This is a genomic window from Bradyrhizobium sp. AUGA SZCCT0176, from assembly GCF_018130145.1.
GTDB lineage: Bacteria > Pseudomonadota > Alphaproteobacteria > Rhizobiales > Xanthobacteraceae > Bradyrhizobium.
Map to the genome: position 1 here is coordinate 18,538 of NZ_JAFCMB010000002.1, position 19,587 is coordinate 38,124.

Consider the following 19,587-nt stretch of genomic DNA (forward strand, 5'->3'; position numbering starts at 1 on the left):
GATTGGCGGTGAAGCGGCCGCGCAAGCGCGCATCCAGCGTCGCCGTCATCGATATCGGTTCGAACTCGGTTCGTCTCGTCGTCTATGAAACGATGGCGCGCAGCCTCGTCACGATCTTCAACGAGAAGGCGCTGTGCGGGCTCGGCCGCGAGGTCCAGACCACCGGGCTGCTGGCGACCGACGCCGTCGCCAAGGCATTGACCGCGCTGCGGCGGTTTCGCGCGTTGTGCAAGATCCAGAAGGTCGGCCGCGTCTATGCGATCGCCACGGCGGCCTGCCGCGACGCCTCCAACGGCCCCGACTTCATCGCCAAGGCCGAGCGCATCTGCGGCGCCCCCATTCAAATCCTGTCGGGACCGCGCGAGGCCAAATTGTCGGCGCTCGGCGTCGTGTCCGGCGTGCACAATCCCGACGGCATCGTCGGCGATCTCGGCGGCGGTTCGCTCGAACTGATCGACGTGCACCGCAACCGCGTCCGCAGCGGCGTCACGCTGCCGCTCGGCAGCCTGGCGCTGCAGGATCTGTCGGACAAATCGCTGAAACGCGCCGACCGAATCGTCCGGGACGAACTGTCCGACGTCGCCCAGCTCAAGGCCGGCCGCGGCCGCACCTTCTATGCGGTCGGCGGCACCTGGCGCGCGCTGGCGCGCATCCACATCATCCAGAGCGACTACCCGCTGCGGGTGATGCACGGTTATTCGATCCCGGCGGCGGAAGCGCTCGACTTCGCGCAGCGGCTGAGGCGGCTGGCCGCGGCCAACATGCTGGCCAATATCGAGATGATCTCCGACGCGCGGCGGCCGCTGCTGACCTACGCGGCGCTGGTGCTCGAACACATCATTCGCGTTGCCAGGCCCAAGACCATCGTGTTCTCGACCTTCGGCGTGCGCGAGGGGCTGCTGTATGAAAAGCTGCCACCATCCGAGCGCGCCCTCGATGGATTTATCTGCGCCGCGCAAACGCTGAACCAGCTGTTGTCGCGGTCCGCCCGCCATGCCGAAGAACTGGTCTCGTGGACCGATCGTCTGGTCAGGGTCGTCAAGCTGCGCGAAACCGTCGAGGAACGGCGGCTGCGCCACGCCGCATGCCTGCTGTCCGACATCGGCTGGCGGGTGCATCCGGACCATCGCGGCGAGGAGACGCTGAGCCTGATCACCAACGGCAATTTCGGCTCGATCAGCCACCAGGGCCGCGCCTTTGTCGCGCTGTCGGTGTTTTATCGCTACGCCGGTCTCAGCGAGGAAAACGAACCGCCGGCGCGCATTCGCGAGCTGGTGCCTCCGGCGATGGACGAACGCGCCAGAATGCTGGGCGCGGCGTTCCGCGTTGCGCATCTGATCTCGGCGGCGCGAACCGGCGTGCTGCCCGCGACGCATTTCCGCAGCCAGGGCCGCAAGCTGATGCTGGTGTTCGAGCACCGGATGGTCGATCTGGTCGCCGACCGTGTCGGCAGCCGCTTCAAGCAACTGGCGCGGCTGGTCGGACGCTCCGGCTCGATCGTGCGGCGGTAAAGACAGAATTATCCCTGTCTCATTGCACAGCGGCCCCAAGCAGGGATGCGACGGATCGCCGAGAACGCCAAGCTCACATAAAAAACGCCCGGGAGATTCCCGGGCGTTACCGTTTTCGCGATGCGAGCCGTTCGCTACGCAATCCGCTGTCTGAACACCTACGCCGCCTTGGCGGCGTGCTCGGCGGCGTGTTTTTGCTGCGCGCTTTTGCGCCACATCGATCCCACCACCAGCACGATCGCGATGCCGATCAGCCCGCACACCACCTCGGCGCCATGACCGCCATTGGCGAAGTGCAGGCCGGTCCAGCCGAATAGCTTGTCGAGCTGGACGCCGACCGGGCCGTCGGAAAGCGCACGCAAATGCGGAACGACGGCAGGATCGGTGGCCATCACCTCGCCCGCGACCCAGCCGAGCAGGCCTGCACCGGCCCACACCAGAGCCGGCATGCGCGTCAGCAGCGCCATGATCAGCGCCGCACCGGCAACGATCAGGGGAACGCTGATCGCAAGGCCGATCACCAGCAGGGGAATGCTGCCATTGGCGGCCGCCGCGACCGCGATCACGTTGTCGAGGCTCATCACGATGTCGGCGATCGCCACGATCCGCACGGCAGCCCACAGGTGCGCCGCCGCGTGCACGTCGCCCTCACCTTCATCTTCGGGCACCAACAGCTTGGCCGCGATGTAGAGCAGCGCCAGTCCGCCGACCAGCTTGAGGAACGGTAGCGCCATCAGCGACACGACGATGCCGGTGAAGATGATGCGCAGCCCAACGGCGACGCCGGCGCCGAGGATCATGCCCCAGAACCGCTGGCGCGGCGGCAGCCCGCGGCACGCCATCGCGATGACGAGCGCATTGTCGCCCGACAGCAGGATGTTGATCCACATGATCTTGCCGAGCGCGACCCAGAAGGCGGGCTGCTGCATCTCGGCCTGGAACTGCGTGAAGAAAGTCGAGATCGTCGCCGGATCGAAAATTTGCAGCACCCAGTTCACAGCATGCTCCCCCCGGCGCTTGGCCGTCCTGGGCGGCGCTCGCGCGCCGCTCGTTTTGAATTAACCGACGATTTCGTTGCCGGAGAAGAACTGCGCGATTTCAATCGCGGCCGTCTCCGTCGCGTCCGAACCATGCACCGAATTCTCGCCGATCGACTTGGCGTGAACCTTGCGGATCGTGCCCTCGGCCGCCTTCGACGGATCGGTGGCGCCCATCACGTCGCGATATTTCAGCACCGCACCCTCGCCCTGCAACACCTGCACCACGACCGGGCCCGACGTCATGAAGTCGACCAGTTCGCCGAAGAACGGACGCGCCTTGTGGACCGCGTAAAAGGTTTCAGCCTGGTCGCGCGTCATGCGAATGCGCTTCTGGGCCACGATCCGAAGACCCGCCTTCTCGATCAACGCGTTGACGGCGCCAGTCAGATTGCGCTCGGTCGCGTCGGGTTTGATGATCGAGAAAGTGCGTTCCATCGCCATAGTTACGTCCTTACAAACACTGATTGGGAGTTGGGGGCTTATATCGGCGCAGTCCTGCGACGGCAAGCGACCCAATGCCGCGCTATCGCGCAGTTTTGACGCGTTTTCGCTGGCCAGCCCCCTGCCCGCCCCCGGATCGGGCGTCTTGCGGGCCGATCCGAAGCGAGCTCACGGATGGCGCGTTTTCCGCGCCGAAACCTCGCGGAGACGATCACGCTTCGCGATCGGATGATCGCGTTTCGCAATCGATCGCATTGCATTGCCGGGGCTTCGCTGGGAGTAGGCCCGCATCCGCTTCGGCGGGCCCGCTATGGCCCCCGGCCATTCAGGGAACCAGTGGGACTGCGCTTTTTCGGCTCGTTTCAGATGCATGCATAGGAGTTCTGCAACCGGAAACAAATCGCAGCCTCGTGACTTGATCCTGCAGCAACTTACTCAGATTTACTCAAAAGCGACGCTGGAACTCGCCATGGATAGCCGAATCAATCCCGTTTTCGAGCAGATCGATCACCGGACTTCGCAATCGATCTGCGATGCCGTCGGCGAACGCTTGCAGCAGTATATGCGTCCGGAAACCGAACTCTCGCCCCGATTGCAGCAATTGATCAATGAGCTCCGCCGGCGCGAGAACGAGCGGCATTAACCTGTATCGGGAGGCTCAGGAGAGCCTGTTCGTCAGATAAATCGGTTGCGTTTGGCGGCGGGTCCGGTGACAAGGCCGCATGCTTTCAATCACAGATATCTCGATCCGGATTGCCGGACGGCTTTTGATCGAGGACAGCTCGGTACAGATCGTGCCCGGCGCGCGCGTCGGCTTTGTCGGCCGCAACGGCGTCGGGAAATCAACGCTGTTTCACGCGATTCGCGGTGATCTGCCGACCGAATCCGGTAGCATCTCGATACCTCCGCGCTGGCGCATCGGCAGCCTTGCGCAGGAAGCACCCGACGGGCCGGAAAGCCTCATCAACGTCGTGCTGAAGGCCGACCTGGAGCGCGACGCGTTGTTGCAGGAAGCCGAGATTGCCGACGATCCGCACCGGATCGCCGAGATCCAGACCAGGCTGGTCGATATCGATGCGCATTCGGCGCCTGCCCGCGCCGCGGCGATCCTCTCGGGCCTCGGCTTCTCGACCGCGGATCAGGCCCGCCCCTGTTCGGAATTCTCCGGCGGCTGGCGCATGCGCGTCGCACTCGCCGCGACGTTGTTCGCGGCGCCCGATTTGCTGCTGCTGGACGAGCCCACCAACTATCTCGACCTCGAAGGCACGCTCTGGCTGGAAGACCATCTGGCGAATTATCCGCGCACGGTGGTCGTGATCAGCCATGATCGCGATCTGCTCGACACGTCGGTCGACCAGATCCTGCATCTCGATCGCGGCAAGCTGACCCTCTACAAGGGCACCTATTCGTCGTTCGAGGAGCAGCGCGCCACGCGCGAGATGCTCGACGCCAAGCACGCCAAGCGGCAGATGGACGAGCGCAAGCGGCTGCAGGCGTTCGTCGACCGTTTCAAGGCGAAAGCATCCAAGGCGCGCCAGGCCCAGTCGCGCGTGAAAATGCTGGAGCGGATGAAGCCGGTCACGGCGCTGGTGACGCAGGACGTGCGCGAGATTTCATTCCCGACGCCTGAAAAGATGCTGTCGCCGCCGATCATCGCGGTCGATGACGTCTCGGTCGGCTACGATCCCAAAAAGCCCGTGCTCAACCGCGTCACGCTGCGGATCGACACCGAAGATCGCATCGCGCTCTTGGGATCGAACGGCAACGGCAAATCGACACTTGTAAAACTGCTCGCGAACAAGCTGCCGCCGTTCTCGGGGCGGATCACGCGTGCGGAAAAACTGTCGGTCGGCTATTTCGCGCAGCATCAGGTCGACGAACTCAACCTCGATGGCTCGCCCTACGACCATGTCCGCAAGCTGATGCCCGAGACGCCCGAGAGCAAGGTGCGCGCGCGGGTCGGCGCCATCGGATTTTCCGGCAAGGCCGGCGACACCCTGGTGAAGAGCCTGTCGGGCGGCGAGAAGGCGCGGCTGCTGCTCGGCCTCGCGACGTTCTACGGCCCCAACATGATCATCCTGGACGAGCCGACCAACCATCTGGACATCGACAGCCGCGCCGCCCTGGCCGAAGCCATCAATGAATTTCCCGGCGCCGTCATCATGGTCTCGCATGACCGCTATCTGATCGAAGCCTGCGCCGATCAATTGTGGGTGGTCGCCAACCAGACAGTGACGACCTATGACGGCGATCTCGACGATTATCGGCGGATGGTGCTGTCGATCCGCGACGTCAGACCCGCTTCGCGCGACCGTGGCAATGAGCGCGCGAAGGAAAACGCAAAGCCCGAACGCGGCAAAAGTGAAAAGCGCACGCCGCTGCGGCAGAAAATCGCCGAGGCCGAGGCCGAGATCGCGCGCATCAACGGCATCCTCGCCAAGATCGACACCGCGCTCGCGCTGCCGGACCTGTTCACGCGCGATCCGAAGCAGGCCGCCCAGCTCAGCAAGGCCCGCGCCGGTGCAGCCAGCGCGCTACAGCGCGCTGAGGAAGACTGGCTGGAGGCGAGTTCGCAATATGACGAGGCGACGGGTTAGCCAAGCCTATTGCTACGCGATTGGTGCGTAGTGCGCAGGATGGGCAAAGCCAACGGGTCGCGCGAACGCGCGCCCGATGACAGGCTCCGCGTCCCCACCATCAAGATCGCAAAAATGGAAGGCGGTGGGCGCGGCGCTGATGCGCCTTTGCCCACCCTACGGCTTCATGATGCCCTGAGGCAGATGACTACGTCGCTGCCGGCTTTCGCTTCGGCTTGGCGCCCCTCGGCTGTTGCACCGGCTCGGGCCCGCGCTCGATCGACGACAGACGTCCGGCGGTGAACGTGTAGATGCCGGCGCGCTGGCCGCGCGAATAGGTAACGATAGCAACGCGATCGCCGCGGCCGTTGTTGGAGAAGTTGACGTTGTCGGGCGCGCCGATGCCGCGCACCACGTCGCATTCGGTATGGCCAAGTGCGACGGTACCGCTCGTCGAGGGCGGCGGATTGCTACCCGCCTGCGCATTGGCGTCGGCCGCACCGGGCGGCGGCGCCATCCCCGGACAGGCGCCGTCGGCGGAGACAAGATCTTCCGCCGTGACCGGCTTGTCTGGCGTGAGCGGCGGCGTCTCGATCGAAATGTTTTTGATGAAGATGCGGCTGGGACGCGAAAACCAATCGGCATCCTTCGAAAGCAGGTCGGGCGCGCCGCTGCAGCCCGCGATCACGGGACCGAGCAGAAGCAACGCCAGCAATGGCTTTCGATTGAACGTTCCGTCTCGCACGCTGGACCCAGGCTCCCACCCCTAATGTAACTACTTGTCCCAACATCACTTTGCGGCACGACCATGGCTACCCACAAGCCCGCCGGAAGAAACTTCAAATTATCATTAATTGTCTTATGTCGCTATTGTCGGCGCTGCCAGCGGCCCCGCTCGTCGGCCTGCCAATAGGTCACCTCGAAGCCGCGGGCCTTGCAATCGGTCCAAACGCCACGCGCCGCGGTCAGCGCGTCGGAATCGTCGCCGTTGAAAACCAGCACCAGGCGCTCGTAGCTGTCGGAATCCGCGGGCAGCGCGGCATTGTCGATCAGGAACCTGACATTGGCGCGATTCGGATTGCCCTCCTCGGTCGAGAGGATGATGGGCTGATCCGGCGCGTCTGCGGCGCGCCAGGTGGCGTGCGGCAGGAACGAATCGTCGCTGTAGGTCCACAAATGCGCATCGAGCGCATCGGTGCGTTCCTGCGAGGTGGATTGCACGACCACGCGCCAGCCCCGCTCCAGCGACTTCTCCAGGAGCGGCGGCAGGACGCTTTCGAGCGACATGTTCTGCAGATGATAGAACAGGACTTCCGTCATGCAGGTTTCTGCTCTTCCGCTACTATTGCGCTGCTATTTTTTGGCTTCGTAATATTCCGAGACCAGCCGGTCGAGCAGACGGACGCCGTAGCCTGAACCCCAGCTGTGATTGATCTCGGTTTTCGGCGCGCCCATCGCGGTTCCCGCGATGTCGAGATGCGCCCACGGCGTATCGTCGACGAAACGCTGCAGGAACTGGGCGGCGGTGATCGAGCCGCCGTACCGTGCACCGGCATTCTTCATGTCGGCAAACTGCGAATCCATCAGCTTGTCGTATTCCGGACCGAGCGGCAGACGCCAGACTTTCTCACCGGTCTCAAAGCCGGCCTTGCTCAGCCGTTCCGACAACTCGTCATTGTTGGAGAACAAGCCGGCATGTTCGGTGCCGAGCGCGACCATGATCGCGCCGGTCAGCGTGGCCAGGTCGACCATGAATTTCGGCTTGAACTTCTTGTTGACGTGCCAGAGCACGTCGGCCAGCACGAGCCGGCCTTCGGCATCGGTGTTGATGATTTCGATGGTCTGCCCCGACATCGAGGTCACGATGTCGCCGGGACGCTGGGCATTGCCGTCAGGCATGTTCTCGACGAGGCCGATGGCGCCGACGACGTTGACCTTGGCCTTGCGCGCCGCCAGCGCATGCATCAGGCCGACGACGCAGGCAGCTCCCCCCATGTCGCCTTTCATGTCTTCCATGCTGGCGGCGCCCTTGATGGAAATGCCGCCGGTGTCGAAGCAGACGCCCTTGCCGATGAAGGCAACCGGCTGCTCGCCCTTCTTGCCGCCGTTCCAGCGCATGATCACGGTGCGGCTGGGCTGGGTCGAGCCCTGGCCGACGCCGAGCAGCGCACCCATGCCGAGCTTGGTCATCGCCTTGACGTCGAGCACCTCGACATTGACGCCGACCTTCTTGAGCTGACTGGCGCGGCGAGCGAACTCGATCGGGAAAAGCACGTTCGGCGGCTCGTTGACGAGCTCGCGCGCGATGATCACGCCGTCGACGACGTGCGATTCCGGCGCGAAGGCCTTGCGAGCGGCGGCAACGTCAGCCACCGCAATCGAAACATCTGATCGCAAGGCGCCGTTTTCGTCCTTTTTCTTGGTTTTGTAGCGGTCGAATTTATAGGCGCGCAGCCGGACGCCCGCCGCGATGGCGGCGGCCTGATCAGGCTGCATCGCGCCATCGGGCAGTTCGGCGATGATGGTGACGGCGTCGCTGGCGGCATTGAGCTTGCCGGCGGTGACGCCGCCGAATTTGAGAAAATCCTTCTCCTTCAACGCCGACAGTTTGCCGAGACCGACGACGATCAGTCGCGGCGCCTTGATTCCCTCCGGCGCCAGAATGTCCAGCGCCGCGCCGCTTTTGCCCTTGAACTGGTTGGCCGCCGCCGCCCGCTTGACGGTGTCGGCCGCTGATCCCAGCGCCTTGCGGGTCGCCGCGCCGAACTTCAGCGCATCGTCGCAAAACACCACCAGAATGCCGCGGGACGCCGCGGAAAACGGGACAAAGCCGACCTTGACGGCGTCGGACATAGGCAATTCCTCCAGAATTCAGGGCTGATTGCGGGACCGGAAACAGTCCCAAGGATACGCGGAGCGGTATTCAGAATGGTCTCTTGGTGACGGTCCCGATCAGCCGGGACCTTGATTTGCCCCACTATGGCCTGTCAGCCGCGGCGCTGCCAAGCGCCTGCGTGGCCCCAAGGCCACAGGGGCCGAATAATTAACCATATCCTAAGGGTGCCACGGCCCGGCCATTTTGTTGACGGATCAAAGGGATGGTAGAGAGAGTGGAGACGGCTGAAAGGCTGGCGGCGCGACCTTGGGGATCCCGGTTTCGGGATTGGTCGCAAGCCGCTCTTTTGGCACGCTAGGTGGGATCGTGCGGTAAACGATGGGGTCTATCGACAAGTATATCTTCCGCACGACGCTTGCGTCGTTTGCGCTGGTCCTGGTCAGCCTGACGGGCGTGATCTGGATTACGCAGGCGTTGCGCGGCATCGACCTGATGACGAGCCAGGGTCAGACCATCATCACCTTCCTCGGCATCACCAGCCTGGTGATTCCCGCGCTGGTTCTGATCATCGCGCCGATCGCGCTGATGATCGCGGTCTCGCACACGCTGAACAAGCTCGCCACCGATTCCGAGATCATCGTGATGAACGCCGCCGGCTTCTCGCCTTTCCGGCTGTTCCGTCCCTTCTTCTACGCCACCTGCGTGGTGGCGCTGATGGTCGCCTTCATCGGCGCCTTTCTCGCTCCCGACGGCATGCGCCGGATCAAGCAATGGGACGCCGAGATCACCGCCGACGTGCTGACCAACATCCTGCAGCCCGGTCGCTTCGCCCAGCTCGACCAGAACCTGACGATTCGCATCCGCGAACGCCTGCCGGGCGGCGTGCTCGCCGGCATCTTCGTCGACGATCGCCGCGATCCGAAAGAGCGCGTCACCATCATCGCCGATCACGGCACGGTGCTGAAGAACGAGAACGGCTCGTACCTGGTGCTGGAAGACGGCAATCTTGAACGATTCGAGGCGGGCAAGCGCGACCCCGCGCTGGTGGCGTTCGGGCGCTACGCATTCGACATGTCTAAATTTTCCAATCAGCGCGACGCGGTGCTGGGGATTCGCGAACGCTACCTCTGGGAACTGGTTTCGCCCGATGAAAACGACCCGGTGTTCAAGAGATTGGGCGGGCAATTTTACGCCGAATTGCACGACCGCTTGATGGCGCCGGTGTATCCGTTCGCGTTTGCGGTCCTGACATTCGCGTTCCTGGGTACGCCGCGAACCACGCGGCAGAGCCGCAATTTTTCGATCGGCGGTTCGATTGTCGCGGTGTTCGGCCTGCGCATGGCCGGATTCGCCTGCTCCGTCATGGCGGTGAAAAACCCCACCGCAGCGCTGGTCCAGTACGTGATGCTGTTCGCATCGATCGGCGCCGGCTTGTGGATGATTGTCGGCGGCGTGGTGGTGGAGCCGCCGGCCGCCCTGATCGAAGCGATCAACAAATCGAATGCGCGCCTCGCGCGGCTCTTTGGACGGCCGGCCACAGCATGAGCATGTTGACCAACACGCTCGGACGATACTTCGCCGGCCGCTTCCTGGTCGCGGCGGTGGGCGTGTTTGCGAGCATCTTCGTGCTGCTGGTGCTGGTCGACTACATCGAGATGGTGCGCAAGACCTCGGGGCTGCCGACGGCGTCGGCGATCACGGTCGCGCAGACGTCGCTGTACCGCGTGCCGCAGCTGCTCGAAAAGCTGATGCCGTTCTGCGTCCTGATCGGCGCGATGACCTGCTACCTCGCGCTGTCGCGGCGGCTCGAACTCGTGGTGGCGCGCGCCGCCGGCGTATCGGCGTGGCAATTCATCTCGCCGGCGCTGGCCAGCGCGATCATCCTCGGCACCATCGCCACGGTGGCCTACAACCCGATGTCGGCCAACCTGCGCGAACTTTCCAAGCGGATGGAGGCCGAACTGTTCGGCTCGGCACCCGGCGGCGGCATCCAGGACGCGTCCGGATTCTGGCTCAACCAGATCAACAGCGAGGGCCAGACCATCATCAACGCCGCCCGCAGCGAGCGCCAGGGCGTGCGGCTGACCGGTCTCACGGTGTTCCGGTTTGATACAAACCTGCAGTTCAAGGAACGAATCGAGGCCCGCGAGGCGTCGCTGGAAGAAGGCCGCTGGGCGTTCAAATCGGTGCGCCGATACTCCCTCGACAAGCCGCCGATCGAACAGGAAAACCTGTACATCACAACCACCCTGACGCCGGCCCAGATTCGCAACAGTTTCTCGACCCCGGAAACTGTGTCTTTTTGGCAACTCCCCGGCTATATCCGATCTTCGGAGAGCTCGGGATTTGCGACCGCCGGCTACCGTTTGCAGTATCACAAGCTCATCGCACAGCCGTTTTTGCTGGCTGCAATGGTGATGTTGGCGGCGTCGGTCAGCCTTCGCTTCTTCCGGATGGGCGGCGTGCAAAAGATGGTTTTGAGTGGCGTGGGTGCGGGCTTTCTGCTCTACGTTCTGTCGAAAGTAACTGAGGATTTGAGCAAGGCTGAGTTGATGCATCCCATCGCTGCGGCGTGGTTGCCCGTATGCGTGGGCGGCCTCACCGGTTTTTTGGCCTTGCTGTACCAGGAGGACGGGTAGTGGCCGTTGTCGCCGCCCGCCAGTTGAGGTCGCCTGCGTTCAGGCGGCGCAGCCTGCTGCGCCGCTATCGGAGCCGCTTGGCCGCCGTTGGCGTCCCGATGATCGCCCTGCTCGCCGGCTTTGCGCTCGCAGGCATGATCGGGCTTGCCTGGACGGCACCCGCCTCGGCGCAGGGCTTCACTTACAATCCGCGGCCGCCCAAACCGCCGCCCCGGCCCGTCAACAACAACGGGCAAATGCTCGTGCAGGCCGTCGAGGTCGACTACGACTACAATAACCAGCGCGTGTCGGCGGTCGGCAACGTGCAGATGTTCTACAACGGCACCAGCGTCGAGGCCGACAAGGTCATCTACGACCAGAAGACCAAGCGCCTTCACGCCGAGGGCAACATCCGCCTGACGGATGCCGAAGGCAAAGTCACCTACGCCAACATCATGGATCTGAGCGACGACTACCGTGACGGTTTCGTCGATTCGCTGCGCGTCGACACCGAGGATGCGACGCGGATGGCGGCAACCCGTGCCGACCGGACCAGCGGCAATTACACCGTGTTCGAAAACGGCGTGTATACCGCCTGCGCGCCCTGCAAGGACGATCCGAAGAAGCCGCCTTTGTGGCAGGTCAAGGGTGCGCGCATCATCCACGACCAGACCGAGAAGATGCTGTATTTCGAGAACGCCCAGCTCGAATTCTTCGGTGTGCCGATGGCGTATCTGCCGTATTTTTCGACGCCCGATCCCACCGTGAAGCGCAAGACCGGCTTCCTGATGCCGTTCCTCAGCTCGTACACGCCTTACGGCTACGGCGTGGAAACGCCGTTCTATTGGGCGATTGCGCCGGACTACGACGCGACCTTCAATCCGCGTATCACGACCCGGCAAGGCGTGCTGTTTCAGGGCGAATTCCGCCAACGCCTGATCAACGGCTCGTACCAGATCCGCGCCTATGGCATTAACCAGCTTGAGCCCAGCGCCTTCGCCGGCCAGCCCGGCGACCGCAACTTCCGCGGCGGCGTCGAAACCAGGGGCCAGTTCGCCATCAATGACAAATGGACCTGGGGTTGGGACGGCGTGCTGCTGTCCGACTACTTCTTCATGTCCGACTACCGGCTGGCCCAGTACAGGGATACGCTGGGATCGTTCCTGAGCCTGCCGACCGAAGCGATCTCGCAGCTCTATCTGACCGGCGTCGGCAATCGCAGCTTCTTCGACGCGCGCACGATCTACTACCTCAGCTTCTCCGGCAGCCAGGAGAAGGTTCCGGTCATCCATCCGGTGGTCGACTATTCCAACGTGATCAACAGTCCGATCTTCGGCGGTGAGGTCAGCTACAAGACCAACTTCACCAGCCTGTCGCGCTCGACCGCGGCGTTCGACCCGATCACGACGATGGCAAACACCAACGCGCTCTGCACCACCGCGTCCGCCGATCCGCTCGCGCGGGTACCCACGCAGTGTCTGCTGCGCGGCATCCCCGGCACCTACACAAGGTTCACCGCGGAAGCGCAATGGCGGCGGTCGTACACCGACCCCTACGGCCAGATCTGGACGCCGTTCGCGATCGCCCGCGTCGACGCCGTCGATGCCTCGATTTCGAATCAGCCGGGCGTCTCGAATTTCCTGCCTGTCGGCGATACCACCGCGCTGCGCGTGATGCCGACCGTCGGCCTCGAATATCGCTATCCCTTCATCAACGTTCAGCCCTGGGGCACCACCACGATCGAGCCGATCGCGCAGGTCATCATCCGCCCCAACGAGACCTATGCCGGCAGGCTGCCCAACGAAGACGCGCAGAGCATGGTGTTCGACGCCAGCAATTTGTTCGCGATCGACAAATTCTCGGGCTACGACCGCATCGAAGGCGGCGGCCGCGCCAATGTCGGCGTGCAGGCGACCACGCAATTCGACCGCGGCGGCAGCGTCAATGTGCTGTTCGGACAATCCTATCAGCTGTTCGGCATGAACTCGTTCGCGGTCGCCGACCTGACCAATACCGGTGTCGATTCCGGCCTGCAGAACACGCGCTCCGACTATGTCGCCCGCGTCAACTATTCGCCCAACCGGACCTATACGTTCAGCGTGCGCTCGCGCATGGACGAAGCAACGCTCAACCTCAATCGTTTCGAGGCCGAGGGCCGCGCCTCATTCGACCGCTGGTCGGTCAGCCTGCTGTACGGCAATTATGCGGCGCAGCCAGCCCTTGGATACCTGACCCGGCGCGAGGGCCTGCTCGGCAGCGCATCGGTCAAGCTGGCGACGAACTGGGTGGTGTCGGGTTCCGCGCGGTGGGATCTTGAAGCCAACAAGCTCAATCAGTACATCATCGGCGCAGGCTATGTGGACGACTGCTTCGTGCTCGCTGCCAATTATGTGACGTCCTATACCTATTCCGCCGGCACCACGCCGCCGGTCCTCAGTCACGGGTTCATGCTTCAGATCGGCCTGCGGACCATTGCCAATTCGTCCACGTCGGCCTCCGGCGCCGGCGGCATTCAGTAGCGTGGGCGAAGCCTTGAACGTGGGAAGCCTTGCCGAACAGTTCCCGGCGTATTGCGGATCGAATTGGTTGATGCGCCTGACATGAGCATGACGACCATCAAGCCTCGACATCATCGCCTTCGGTCCCGGATCGCAGGCTGCTCGGTTGCGCTGGCCATGCTCACCAGCAGCGGCACTCACCTGCACGCGCAATCGATCGCCTGTATGGTCACCGGCGAACCCATCACCAATCTCGATATCGAGCAGCGCACCAAGCTGAACTTCCTGACGACCCGCAAGCAGATGCCCCGCCAGGAAGTGATCGACCAGCTGATCGACGAAAAGGTGAAGATCCGGGAAGCCAAGAAGTATGGCGTCGACCCCACGGGCAGCGATGTCGATCAGTCCTACGCCCAGATGGGTTCGCGGATGCGGCTCTCGACCGAGCAGCTGACAAAATCACTTGAAAGCCAGGGCATCCGGCCGGAGACCCTGAAGGCCCGCCTCAAGGCCGAGATGGTTTGGACCAGCCTGGTTCGCGGCCGGTACAAGGAGAGCCTCCAGGTCGGCGAGAAGGAGGTCAACGCCGCCGCCCAGGAAGGCGGCGAGGCAACGAAGGTCGAAGCCTTCGAATACAAGATGCAGCCGATCGTGCTGCTGGTGCCGCGGGGTGCTCCGCCGGGCGCGATCGAAGCGCGGAAAAAGGAAGCGGAAGTGCTGCGCGAGCGCGTCCAGAGCTGCGAGGCGGCCAACTCCTACTTCAAGTCGATGCAGAACGGCACGATCCGCGACTCCGTCACGAAAACATCGGCTGAGCTTGCTCCCCCGTTGCGCGAGATGCTCGACAAGACTCCGATCGGCCACCTGACCCCGCCCGAGATCACCAAGCAGGGCGTGGAAATGGTTGCCCTGTGCAGCAGGAAGTCGACCACCGTCGATTCGCCGAAGAAGCGGGAAATCCGCGAAAAGATGTATACCGAGAAGTACGAGGCGAAGCAGAAAGCCTATCTGGCCGAGATCCGCAAAGCCGCAATGATCGAATGTCGTTGATGCATGGCAAAGCCCCTCGCGCTGACATCCGGCGAGCCTGCGGGCATCGGTCCCGACATCGCCATCGCAGCGTGGCTCCGGCGTAACGAACTGGACCTCCCGCCGTTCTATCTGCTCGGCGATCGCAACTGCTTCGCCGAGCGGGCAAAGATTCTCGGATTGAAAATCGAACTCGCGGACACCAGTCCGGAGGATGCGGCCGCCGTTTTTGCCAGCGCATTGCCTGTCGTGGCGACGGGCGAAGCCGCAACCGCGCCGCCGGGCCAGCCGGACACCACCAGCGCAAGCGCCGCACTCGCTTCCATCCGTCAGGCCGTCGACCATGTCCGAGCCGGACGGGCCAGCGCTGTGGTCACCAACCCGATCGCCAAGAGCGTGCTGTACCGCGCCGGCTTCCGTCATCCCGGTCATACCGAATTTCTCGCCGAGCTTGCCGCCAATGGCGGGGCGGCACCGCAGCCGGTGATGATGCTGTGGTCGCCGGCGCTCGCGGTGGTGCCGGTGACGATCCATCTATCGGTGCGCGACGCGCTCGCGCAGCTTTCGACCGATCTGATCGTGACGACGGCCCGCATCGCGGTGGCCGACCTGAAAGCCCGCTTTGGCCTCGCCAGCCCGCGTCTGGCCGTATCAGGCCTCAATCCACATGCCGGCGAAGACGGCTCGCTCGGCATGGAAGATATCGAGGTGGTGGCGCCGGCCGTCGACATCCTGCGGCGCGACGGCATCGAGGTCCGGGGGCCGTTGCCCGCCGACACCATGTTCCACGAAGCCGCGCGAAAAACCTACGACTGCGCGATCTGCATGTATCACGATCAGGCGCTGATCCCGATCAAGACCATCGCGTTCGAGGATGCCGTCAACGTCACGCTGGGATTACCGTTCATCCGCACCTCGCCCGATCACGGCACCGCGTTCGACATCGCCGGCACCGGCCGCGCCAACCCGTCGAGCCTCGTCGCGGCGTTGCGGCTCGCCGCGCGCATGGCGGCGGCCAGAGCGTTTTCCAGCGAAGTGGATACCGGTTCGCGTCAAGAAAACGCGTCAAATCAAAAAAGCTCTAGCCCTGAATGAGCGCGATCGACGATCTGCCGCCGCTGCGCGACGTCATCCGCGAACATTCCCTGTCGGCCCGCAAATCGCTCGGCCAGAATTTTCTGCTCGACCTCAACCTCACGGCACGGATCGCGCGCGCCGCAGGTCCGCTCGAGGGCGCCACCATCATCGAGATCGGCCCCGGCCCCGGCGGGCTGACGCGCGCATTGCTGGCGCTGGGCGCGCGGCGCGTTATCGCGGTCGAGCGCGACGAACGCGCACTGGCGCCGCTCGATTATATCGCCAAGCGCTATCCGGGACGGCTGGAGATCGTGCATGCCGACGCGCAGCATTTCGATCCCCGCCCCCTGCTCGGCGGCGAGCCTGCCAAGATCGTCGCCAACCTGCCCTACAACATCGCCACGCCATTATTGGTGGACTGGCTCTCGATCGAGCCCTGGCCGCCCTGGTACGACATGATGGTGCTGATGTTTCAGCGCGAGGTCGCCGAACGGATCGTCGCGAAAGAAGACGACGAGGCCTATGGACGCCTCGCCGTGCTTGCCAACTGGCGCGCCGAGACCAAGATCCTGTTCGACATATCGCCGGCAGCCTTCGTGCCGCAGCCCAAGGTTACGTCGTCGGTGGTGCGGCTGGTGCCGCGCAGCGCGCCGGAGCCGTGCGACCGCCGCGCGCTCGAGCAGGTGGCGGCTGCAGCCTTCGGCCAGCGCCGGAAAATGCTGCGCCAGAGCCTCAAATCGCTGTCGGTCGATCCGGCCCGGCTGGCCGCCGCGGCCGGCGTCGATGCGACCCGGCGCGCCGAGACGATCCCGGTTTCCGGCTTTGTTGCCATGGCCCGTGAATTGACCAATATACGAAGCACAAAATCAAACGTTCCCTGAGGAGAAAATGCCATGGCGCTGATGCGACGCCAATCGCTGGTCAAATTCGATGCGCCCCTGTGCGAAACCATCGTCGACACGCCCCAACCTCAAGGTAGCGAAGTCCTGGTCCGCATCGAACGTTGCGGACTGTGCCACTCCGACCTGCATATCCAGGACGGCTACGCCGATCTCGGCGGCGGCAAGAAGCTCGATACCACGCGCGGCATGACGCTGCCGTTCACGCTGGGCCATGAGATCGCCGGCGTGGTCGAGGAAGTCGGACCCGATGCGCCGAAAGACCTGATCGGAAAGAAGCAGGCGGTATTCCCCTGGATCGGTTGCGGGCAATGCCGCGACTGCGCGAACGGCGATGAGAATCTCTGCGTCAAGCAGCGCTTCCTCGGCGTTTCCATCGACGGCGGCTTTGCCAGCCACGTGCTGGTGCCCGACGCGAAATATTTGCTGGATTACGATCCGCTGCCGGTCAACCAGGCCGCGACGCTGATGTGCTCCGGCGTCACCGCCTATGGTGCGCTCAAGCGCCTGGTCGATCGTCCGCGGCAGCGCAATCTGCTGCTGATCGGGCTCGGCGGCGTCGGCATGATGGGGCTGTCATTCGCGCAGGCGATGTTCACGCAGAAGATCGCGGTGGCGGACCTAAGCCCGGCTGCGCGCGAGAGCGCCTTGAAGAACGGCGCCGCGGTCGCCTACGACCCGTCGGAGCCCGACGTGGCCAAGCGCATGATCAAGGAGACCGAGGGCGGCTTCGACGCGGTCGTCGATTTCGCCGGCAACGAGAAATCGATGGCCTTTGCGGTTTCGGTGGTGGCGCGCGGCGGCAAGGTCGTGGTGTCCGGCCTGATGGGCGGCAATTTCAGCCTGCCGATGGTGCAGTGGGTCTACAAGCGCATGACCATCGAGGGCTTCATGGTGGGCACGCTGGCCGAGGGCAAGGAATTGATGGCGCTGGCGCGCGCCGGCAAGATCAAGCCGACGCCGATGAAGGAAGAACCGATGGCCGACGTCCAGAAATGGATCGACGAGCTGCGCGCCGGCAAGGTGGTCGGGCGGATCGTGCTGAAGAACTGAGGCGATGCAGGCGCGCAGCGTTGCCATGAATTGCGGCAACAGCGACGCTGTCGCGTCTTCCAAGGCATTACCGATAAGTTAGATGCACCGTCACCGTAGTTCCACGGAATCGTTGGCGGTGTTGCTCCTGATCTTTCTTCCTCTATTCAACCAGCCAAAGCGAATCTTGTCCGGTCGTTGAATAACAGGGCTTGGGGTCAAGCAAGGTATCCTAGGCTGCTTGCGCTTGCGATCGCTTGAAGGTGCTGCGCGTTTTTCGAATCGAGATCGATCTTCATAGGTAGCATGCTGCAGCCGAGCGACCCGCGGGTACCTCGTCGATGTGCACGCGATGATGCGGTCGCGATACCGAAACGCAACAGGCGACCGCAATCAGATGTCGCGCGCGGAATTGTAATGAAGGAACCAAACAGACTCAGGTTAGATTCCATGCAGTTGGAATTTGGCAGGGGGCTCTAATGCCATACTTCAATTTTGATCTCGTCGTCGGCGCTGAGTTTAAAAACCAGGGCGGCATGATCCTCGAGAACACAGATTACGCGATCGATAAAGCTGATAGCCTCGCGAACGAGCTTTGCATCGTTCGCCCCGAGCTGTGTTCGACAGGATGTGCCGTGCGCGTTACTGACGGGGACAGCAACGAGCTCTACCGCACTCCGCTCGAGACTATCGGCCGCGGATGAAATCGTCCGGTCGTGCACGATGAGCGCATGATCTTGCGAATTGCTGCGATGCGTCCATTGAGTGCACTGTCACCGTAATTCTCCAGTGGTGGCGCGCGACGGCAAGATGGTCGGCAGCATTGTTCTGAAGAACTGAAGCGAGCCTGCTCGACAAAATACGGTGCGAAATGACGACTGACGGAGAAGCCGTCACGCGCCGGCGAGCTGGATCAACTTGCGGCCGATCGGTTTGGGTTGCTCGCTGCGCAGGACCAGCGACGTCGTTACAGAGCCGTGTTTGGCAACAGCGTCCACGATCGTTTCAAGCTGTTGCGGAGACGGCACGAAAACCTTGAGAATGAAACAATCCTCTCCGGTTAGTCGCAGCACCTCCATGACGTGAGGCATTTGGGAAAATTGCTTCAGGCAAGCCTGAATATGTTCGTGGGTTGTGCGCACGCGGATGACAGCCATCATTCCCAACCCCAGCGCGGCAGGGTTAATTCGAGCTCCATAGCCGGTAATGACGCCGCGCTCCTCCAGTCGCTTGACCCGTTCGGACGTCGCGGGCTGAGAGAGTCCGATCCTCCGGCCAAGCTCTGACATCGCGATACGTCCATCCTCCTGCATGGCTTCGATGATCGCGATGTCTGTGGGATCGAGGGCTACGACGTTGTTTTCTCGGGATGACATGGGGTGAACCTTAAATCCATCGGTGCGCGCGCTTCTTTTCCGATCATTTCCCATTCCTGATCGCAACGGAAGACGTCAACTTTGTCCCCTTACAAGGGATAACGGAGCGGACATGGTTGAGATCATTATTGTGCCGGGGATCGGAGGATCGGGTGAGTTGCACTGGCAAACCCGCTGGGAAGTTGCAAATCCGCAATGGCACCGCCTCCAACCGACGGACTGGAATCAGCCTGAACTCGATGACTGGATCGCGGCGCTAGATCGCGCGGTTGGTGCAGCCTGGCAGGCGCCGCTCCTCGTCGCTCACAGCCTGGGGTGCCTCCTGGTGGCGCATTGGCAGCAAGTTTCAACGGCGCCGGTAGCTGGCGCATTCCTCGTGGCGGTGCCGAACCCGGAAGCTCCGGCCTTCCCCGTCGAGGCCGCCGGTTTTGCCAATCCGCCGCGGACGGAATTCAGGTTTCCCTCGCTCATCGTCGCGAGCGCGGACGACCCTTATGGCACGGCCGAATATGCCCGAGAGAGAGCGAACCAGTGGGGAAGCGGTATCGTCGAGGTTGGAGAACTTGGACACATCAACGAGACCAGCCAGCTTGCGGACTGGCCGCAGGGAAAGGCATTGTTCGCGGCTTTCGCCGCGGGAACAGCGAGCTGACG

The 19,587-nt window shown here is 63.2% G+C and carries 17 protein-coding genes and 1 pseudogene; 11 read left to right on the top strand and 7 right to left on the bottom strand.

Annotation, left to right across the window (positions count from 1 at the left end; all coding sequences use genetic code 11):
* The first annotated feature begins 8 nt into the window (after positions 1–8).
* Positions 9–1,511, top strand: coding sequence for an exopolyphosphatase (gene ppx / locus JQ600_RS05080; protein WP_212388547.1), 1,503 nt, complete (start codon positions 9–11; stop codon positions 1,509–1,511).
* A 158-nt stretch (positions 1,512–1,669) separates the two neighbouring features.
* Here ppx and JQ600_RS05085 read toward each other — a convergent pair whose 3' ends face one another.
* From JQ600_RS05085 to JQ600_RS05095, 3 genes are all read right to left on the bottom strand, one after another.
* The gene (locus JQ600_RS05085) at positions 1,670–2,509 is read right to left on the bottom strand and encodes a TerC family protein (protein WP_212264780.1); all 840 of its coding nucleotides are present in this window, start codon (positions 2,507–2,509) and stop codon (positions 1,670–1,672) included.
* 60 nt (positions 2,510–2,569) lie between these two features.
* Entirely contained in the window at positions 2,570–2,992 is a 423-nt protein-coding gene (gene ndk, locus JQ600_RS05090) for a nucleoside-diphosphate kinase (protein WP_192740707.1), read from the bottom strand.
* Between the two features lie 445 nt (positions 2,993–3,437).
* Positions 3,438–3,632: a hypothetical protein gene (locus tag JQ600_RS05095; RefSeq protein ID WP_212264781.1), complete on the bottom strand. Its 195-nt coding sequence runs from the start codon at positions 3,630–3,632 to the stop codon at positions 3,438–3,440.
* A gap of 82 nt (positions 3,633–3,714) precedes the next feature.
* Between JQ600_RS05095 and JQ600_RS05100 the strand changes: the two genes are divergently transcribed.
* Positions 3,715–5,589, top strand: coding sequence for an ABC-F family ATP-binding cassette domain-containing protein (locus tag JQ600_RS05100; protein ID WP_212388552.1), 1,875 nt, complete (start codon positions 3,715–3,717; stop codon positions 5,587–5,589).
* Between the two features lie 187 nt (positions 5,590–5,776).
* Here the strand turns inward: JQ600_RS05100 and JQ600_RS05105 are convergent, their stop codons facing one another.
* The 3 genes from JQ600_RS05105 to JQ600_RS05115 all read right to left on the bottom strand — a co-directional run bounded on the left by JQ600_RS05105 (position 5,777) and on the right by JQ600_RS05115 (position 8,421).
* Positions 5,777–6,274: a hypothetical protein gene (locus JQ600_RS05105; protein ID WP_212264958.1), complete on the bottom strand. Its 498-nt coding sequence runs from the start codon at positions 6,272–6,274 to the stop codon at positions 5,777–5,779.
* Positions 6,275–6,435: 161 nt separating this feature from the next.
* Positions 6,436–6,888 carry a DNA polymerase III subunit chi gene (locus JQ600_RS05110; RefSeq protein ID WP_211994614.1) on the bottom strand — a complete coding sequence of 151 codons (453 nt, stop codon included), beginning with the start codon at positions 6,886–6,888 and terminating at the stop codon, positions 6,436–6,438.
* A gap of 33 nt (positions 6,889–6,921) precedes the next feature.
* Positions 6,922–8,421, bottom strand: a complete 1,500-nt coding sequence (locus JQ600_RS05115; RefSeq protein WP_212388554.1) for a leucyl aminopeptidase — start codon at positions 8,419–8,421, stop codon at positions 6,922–6,924.
* Between the two features lie 361 nt (positions 8,422–8,782).
* On the opposite strand from JQ600_RS05115, the gene lptF reads away from it, so the two are divergent.
* The 8 genes and pseudogenes from lptF (at position 8,783) to JQ600_RS05155 (ending at position 18,261) form a co-directional block, all read left to right on the top strand.
* A complete protein-coding gene (gene lptF / locus JQ600_RS05120; RefSeq protein WP_212388556.1) occupies positions 8,783–9,949 on the top strand; it encodes an LPS export ABC transporter permease LptF in 1,167 nt (388 codons plus the stop codon).
* Complete coding sequence (gene lptG, locus JQ600_RS05125) at positions 9,946–11,043, top strand: LPS export ABC transporter permease LptG (protein ID WP_212388559.1); 1,098 nt, start codon at positions 9,946–9,948, stop codon at positions 11,041–11,043. Before lptF ends, lptG begins: the two co-directional genes overlap by 4 nt.
* Positions 11,044–11,141: 98 nt before the next feature.
* Positions 11,142–13,541, top strand: coding sequence for an LPS-assembly protein LptD (locus JQ600_RS05130; RefSeq protein ID WP_212464636.1), 2,400 nt, complete (start codon positions 11,142–11,144; stop codon positions 13,539–13,541).
* An 81-nt stretch (positions 13,542–13,622) separates the two neighbouring features.
* On the top strand, positions 13,623–14,570 hold the full coding sequence (locus JQ600_RS05135) for a SurA N-terminal domain-containing protein (RefSeq protein WP_409363295.1): 948 nt from the start codon (positions 13,623–13,625) through the stop codon (positions 14,568–14,570).
* A gap of 3 nt (positions 14,571–14,573) precedes the next feature.
* Positions 14,574–15,569 (top strand): annotated as a pseudogene (gene pdxA / locus JQ600_RS05140) (4-hydroxythreonine-4-phosphate dehydrogenase PdxA); the annotation flags it as partial.
* Positions 15,570–15,640: 71 nt separating this feature from the next.
* Entirely contained in the window at positions 15,641–16,507 is an 867-nt protein-coding gene (gene rsmA, locus JQ600_RS05145; protein ID WP_212388562.1) for a 16S rRNA (adenine(1518)-N(6)/adenine(1519)-N(6))-dimethyltransferase RsmA, read from the top strand.
* A 12-nt stretch (positions 16,508–16,519) separates the two neighbouring features.
* On the top strand, positions 16,520–17,578 hold the full coding sequence (locus tag JQ600_RS05150) for an alcohol dehydrogenase (RefSeq protein ID WP_212388565.1): 1,059 nt from the start codon (positions 16,520–16,522) through the stop codon (positions 17,576–17,578).
* Between the two features lie 458 nt (positions 17,579–18,036).
* Positions 18,037–18,261 carry a hypothetical protein gene (locus JQ600_RS05155; RefSeq protein WP_192740718.1) on the top strand — a complete coding sequence of 75 codons (225 nt, stop codon included), beginning with the start codon at positions 18,037–18,039 and terminating at the stop codon, positions 18,259–18,261.
* A 189-nt stretch (positions 18,262–18,450) separates the two neighbouring features.
* On the opposite strand, the gene JQ600_RS05160 is transcribed toward JQ600_RS05155, so the two are convergent.
* Positions 18,451–18,933: an Lrp/AsnC family transcriptional regulator gene (locus JQ600_RS05160; RefSeq protein ID WP_212264790.1), complete on the bottom strand. Its 483-nt coding sequence runs from the start codon at positions 18,931–18,933 to the stop codon at positions 18,451–18,453.
* Positions 18,934–19,045: 112 nt separating this feature from the next.
* Here JQ600_RS05160 and JQ600_RS05165 point away from each other — a divergent pair, with 112 nt between their 5' ends.
* A complete protein-coding gene (locus JQ600_RS05165) occupies positions 19,046–19,585 on the top strand; it encodes an alpha/beta hydrolase (RefSeq protein ID WP_212388568.1) in 540 nt (179 codons plus the stop codon).
* The last annotated feature ends 2 nt before the right edge of the window (positions 19,586–19,587 follow it).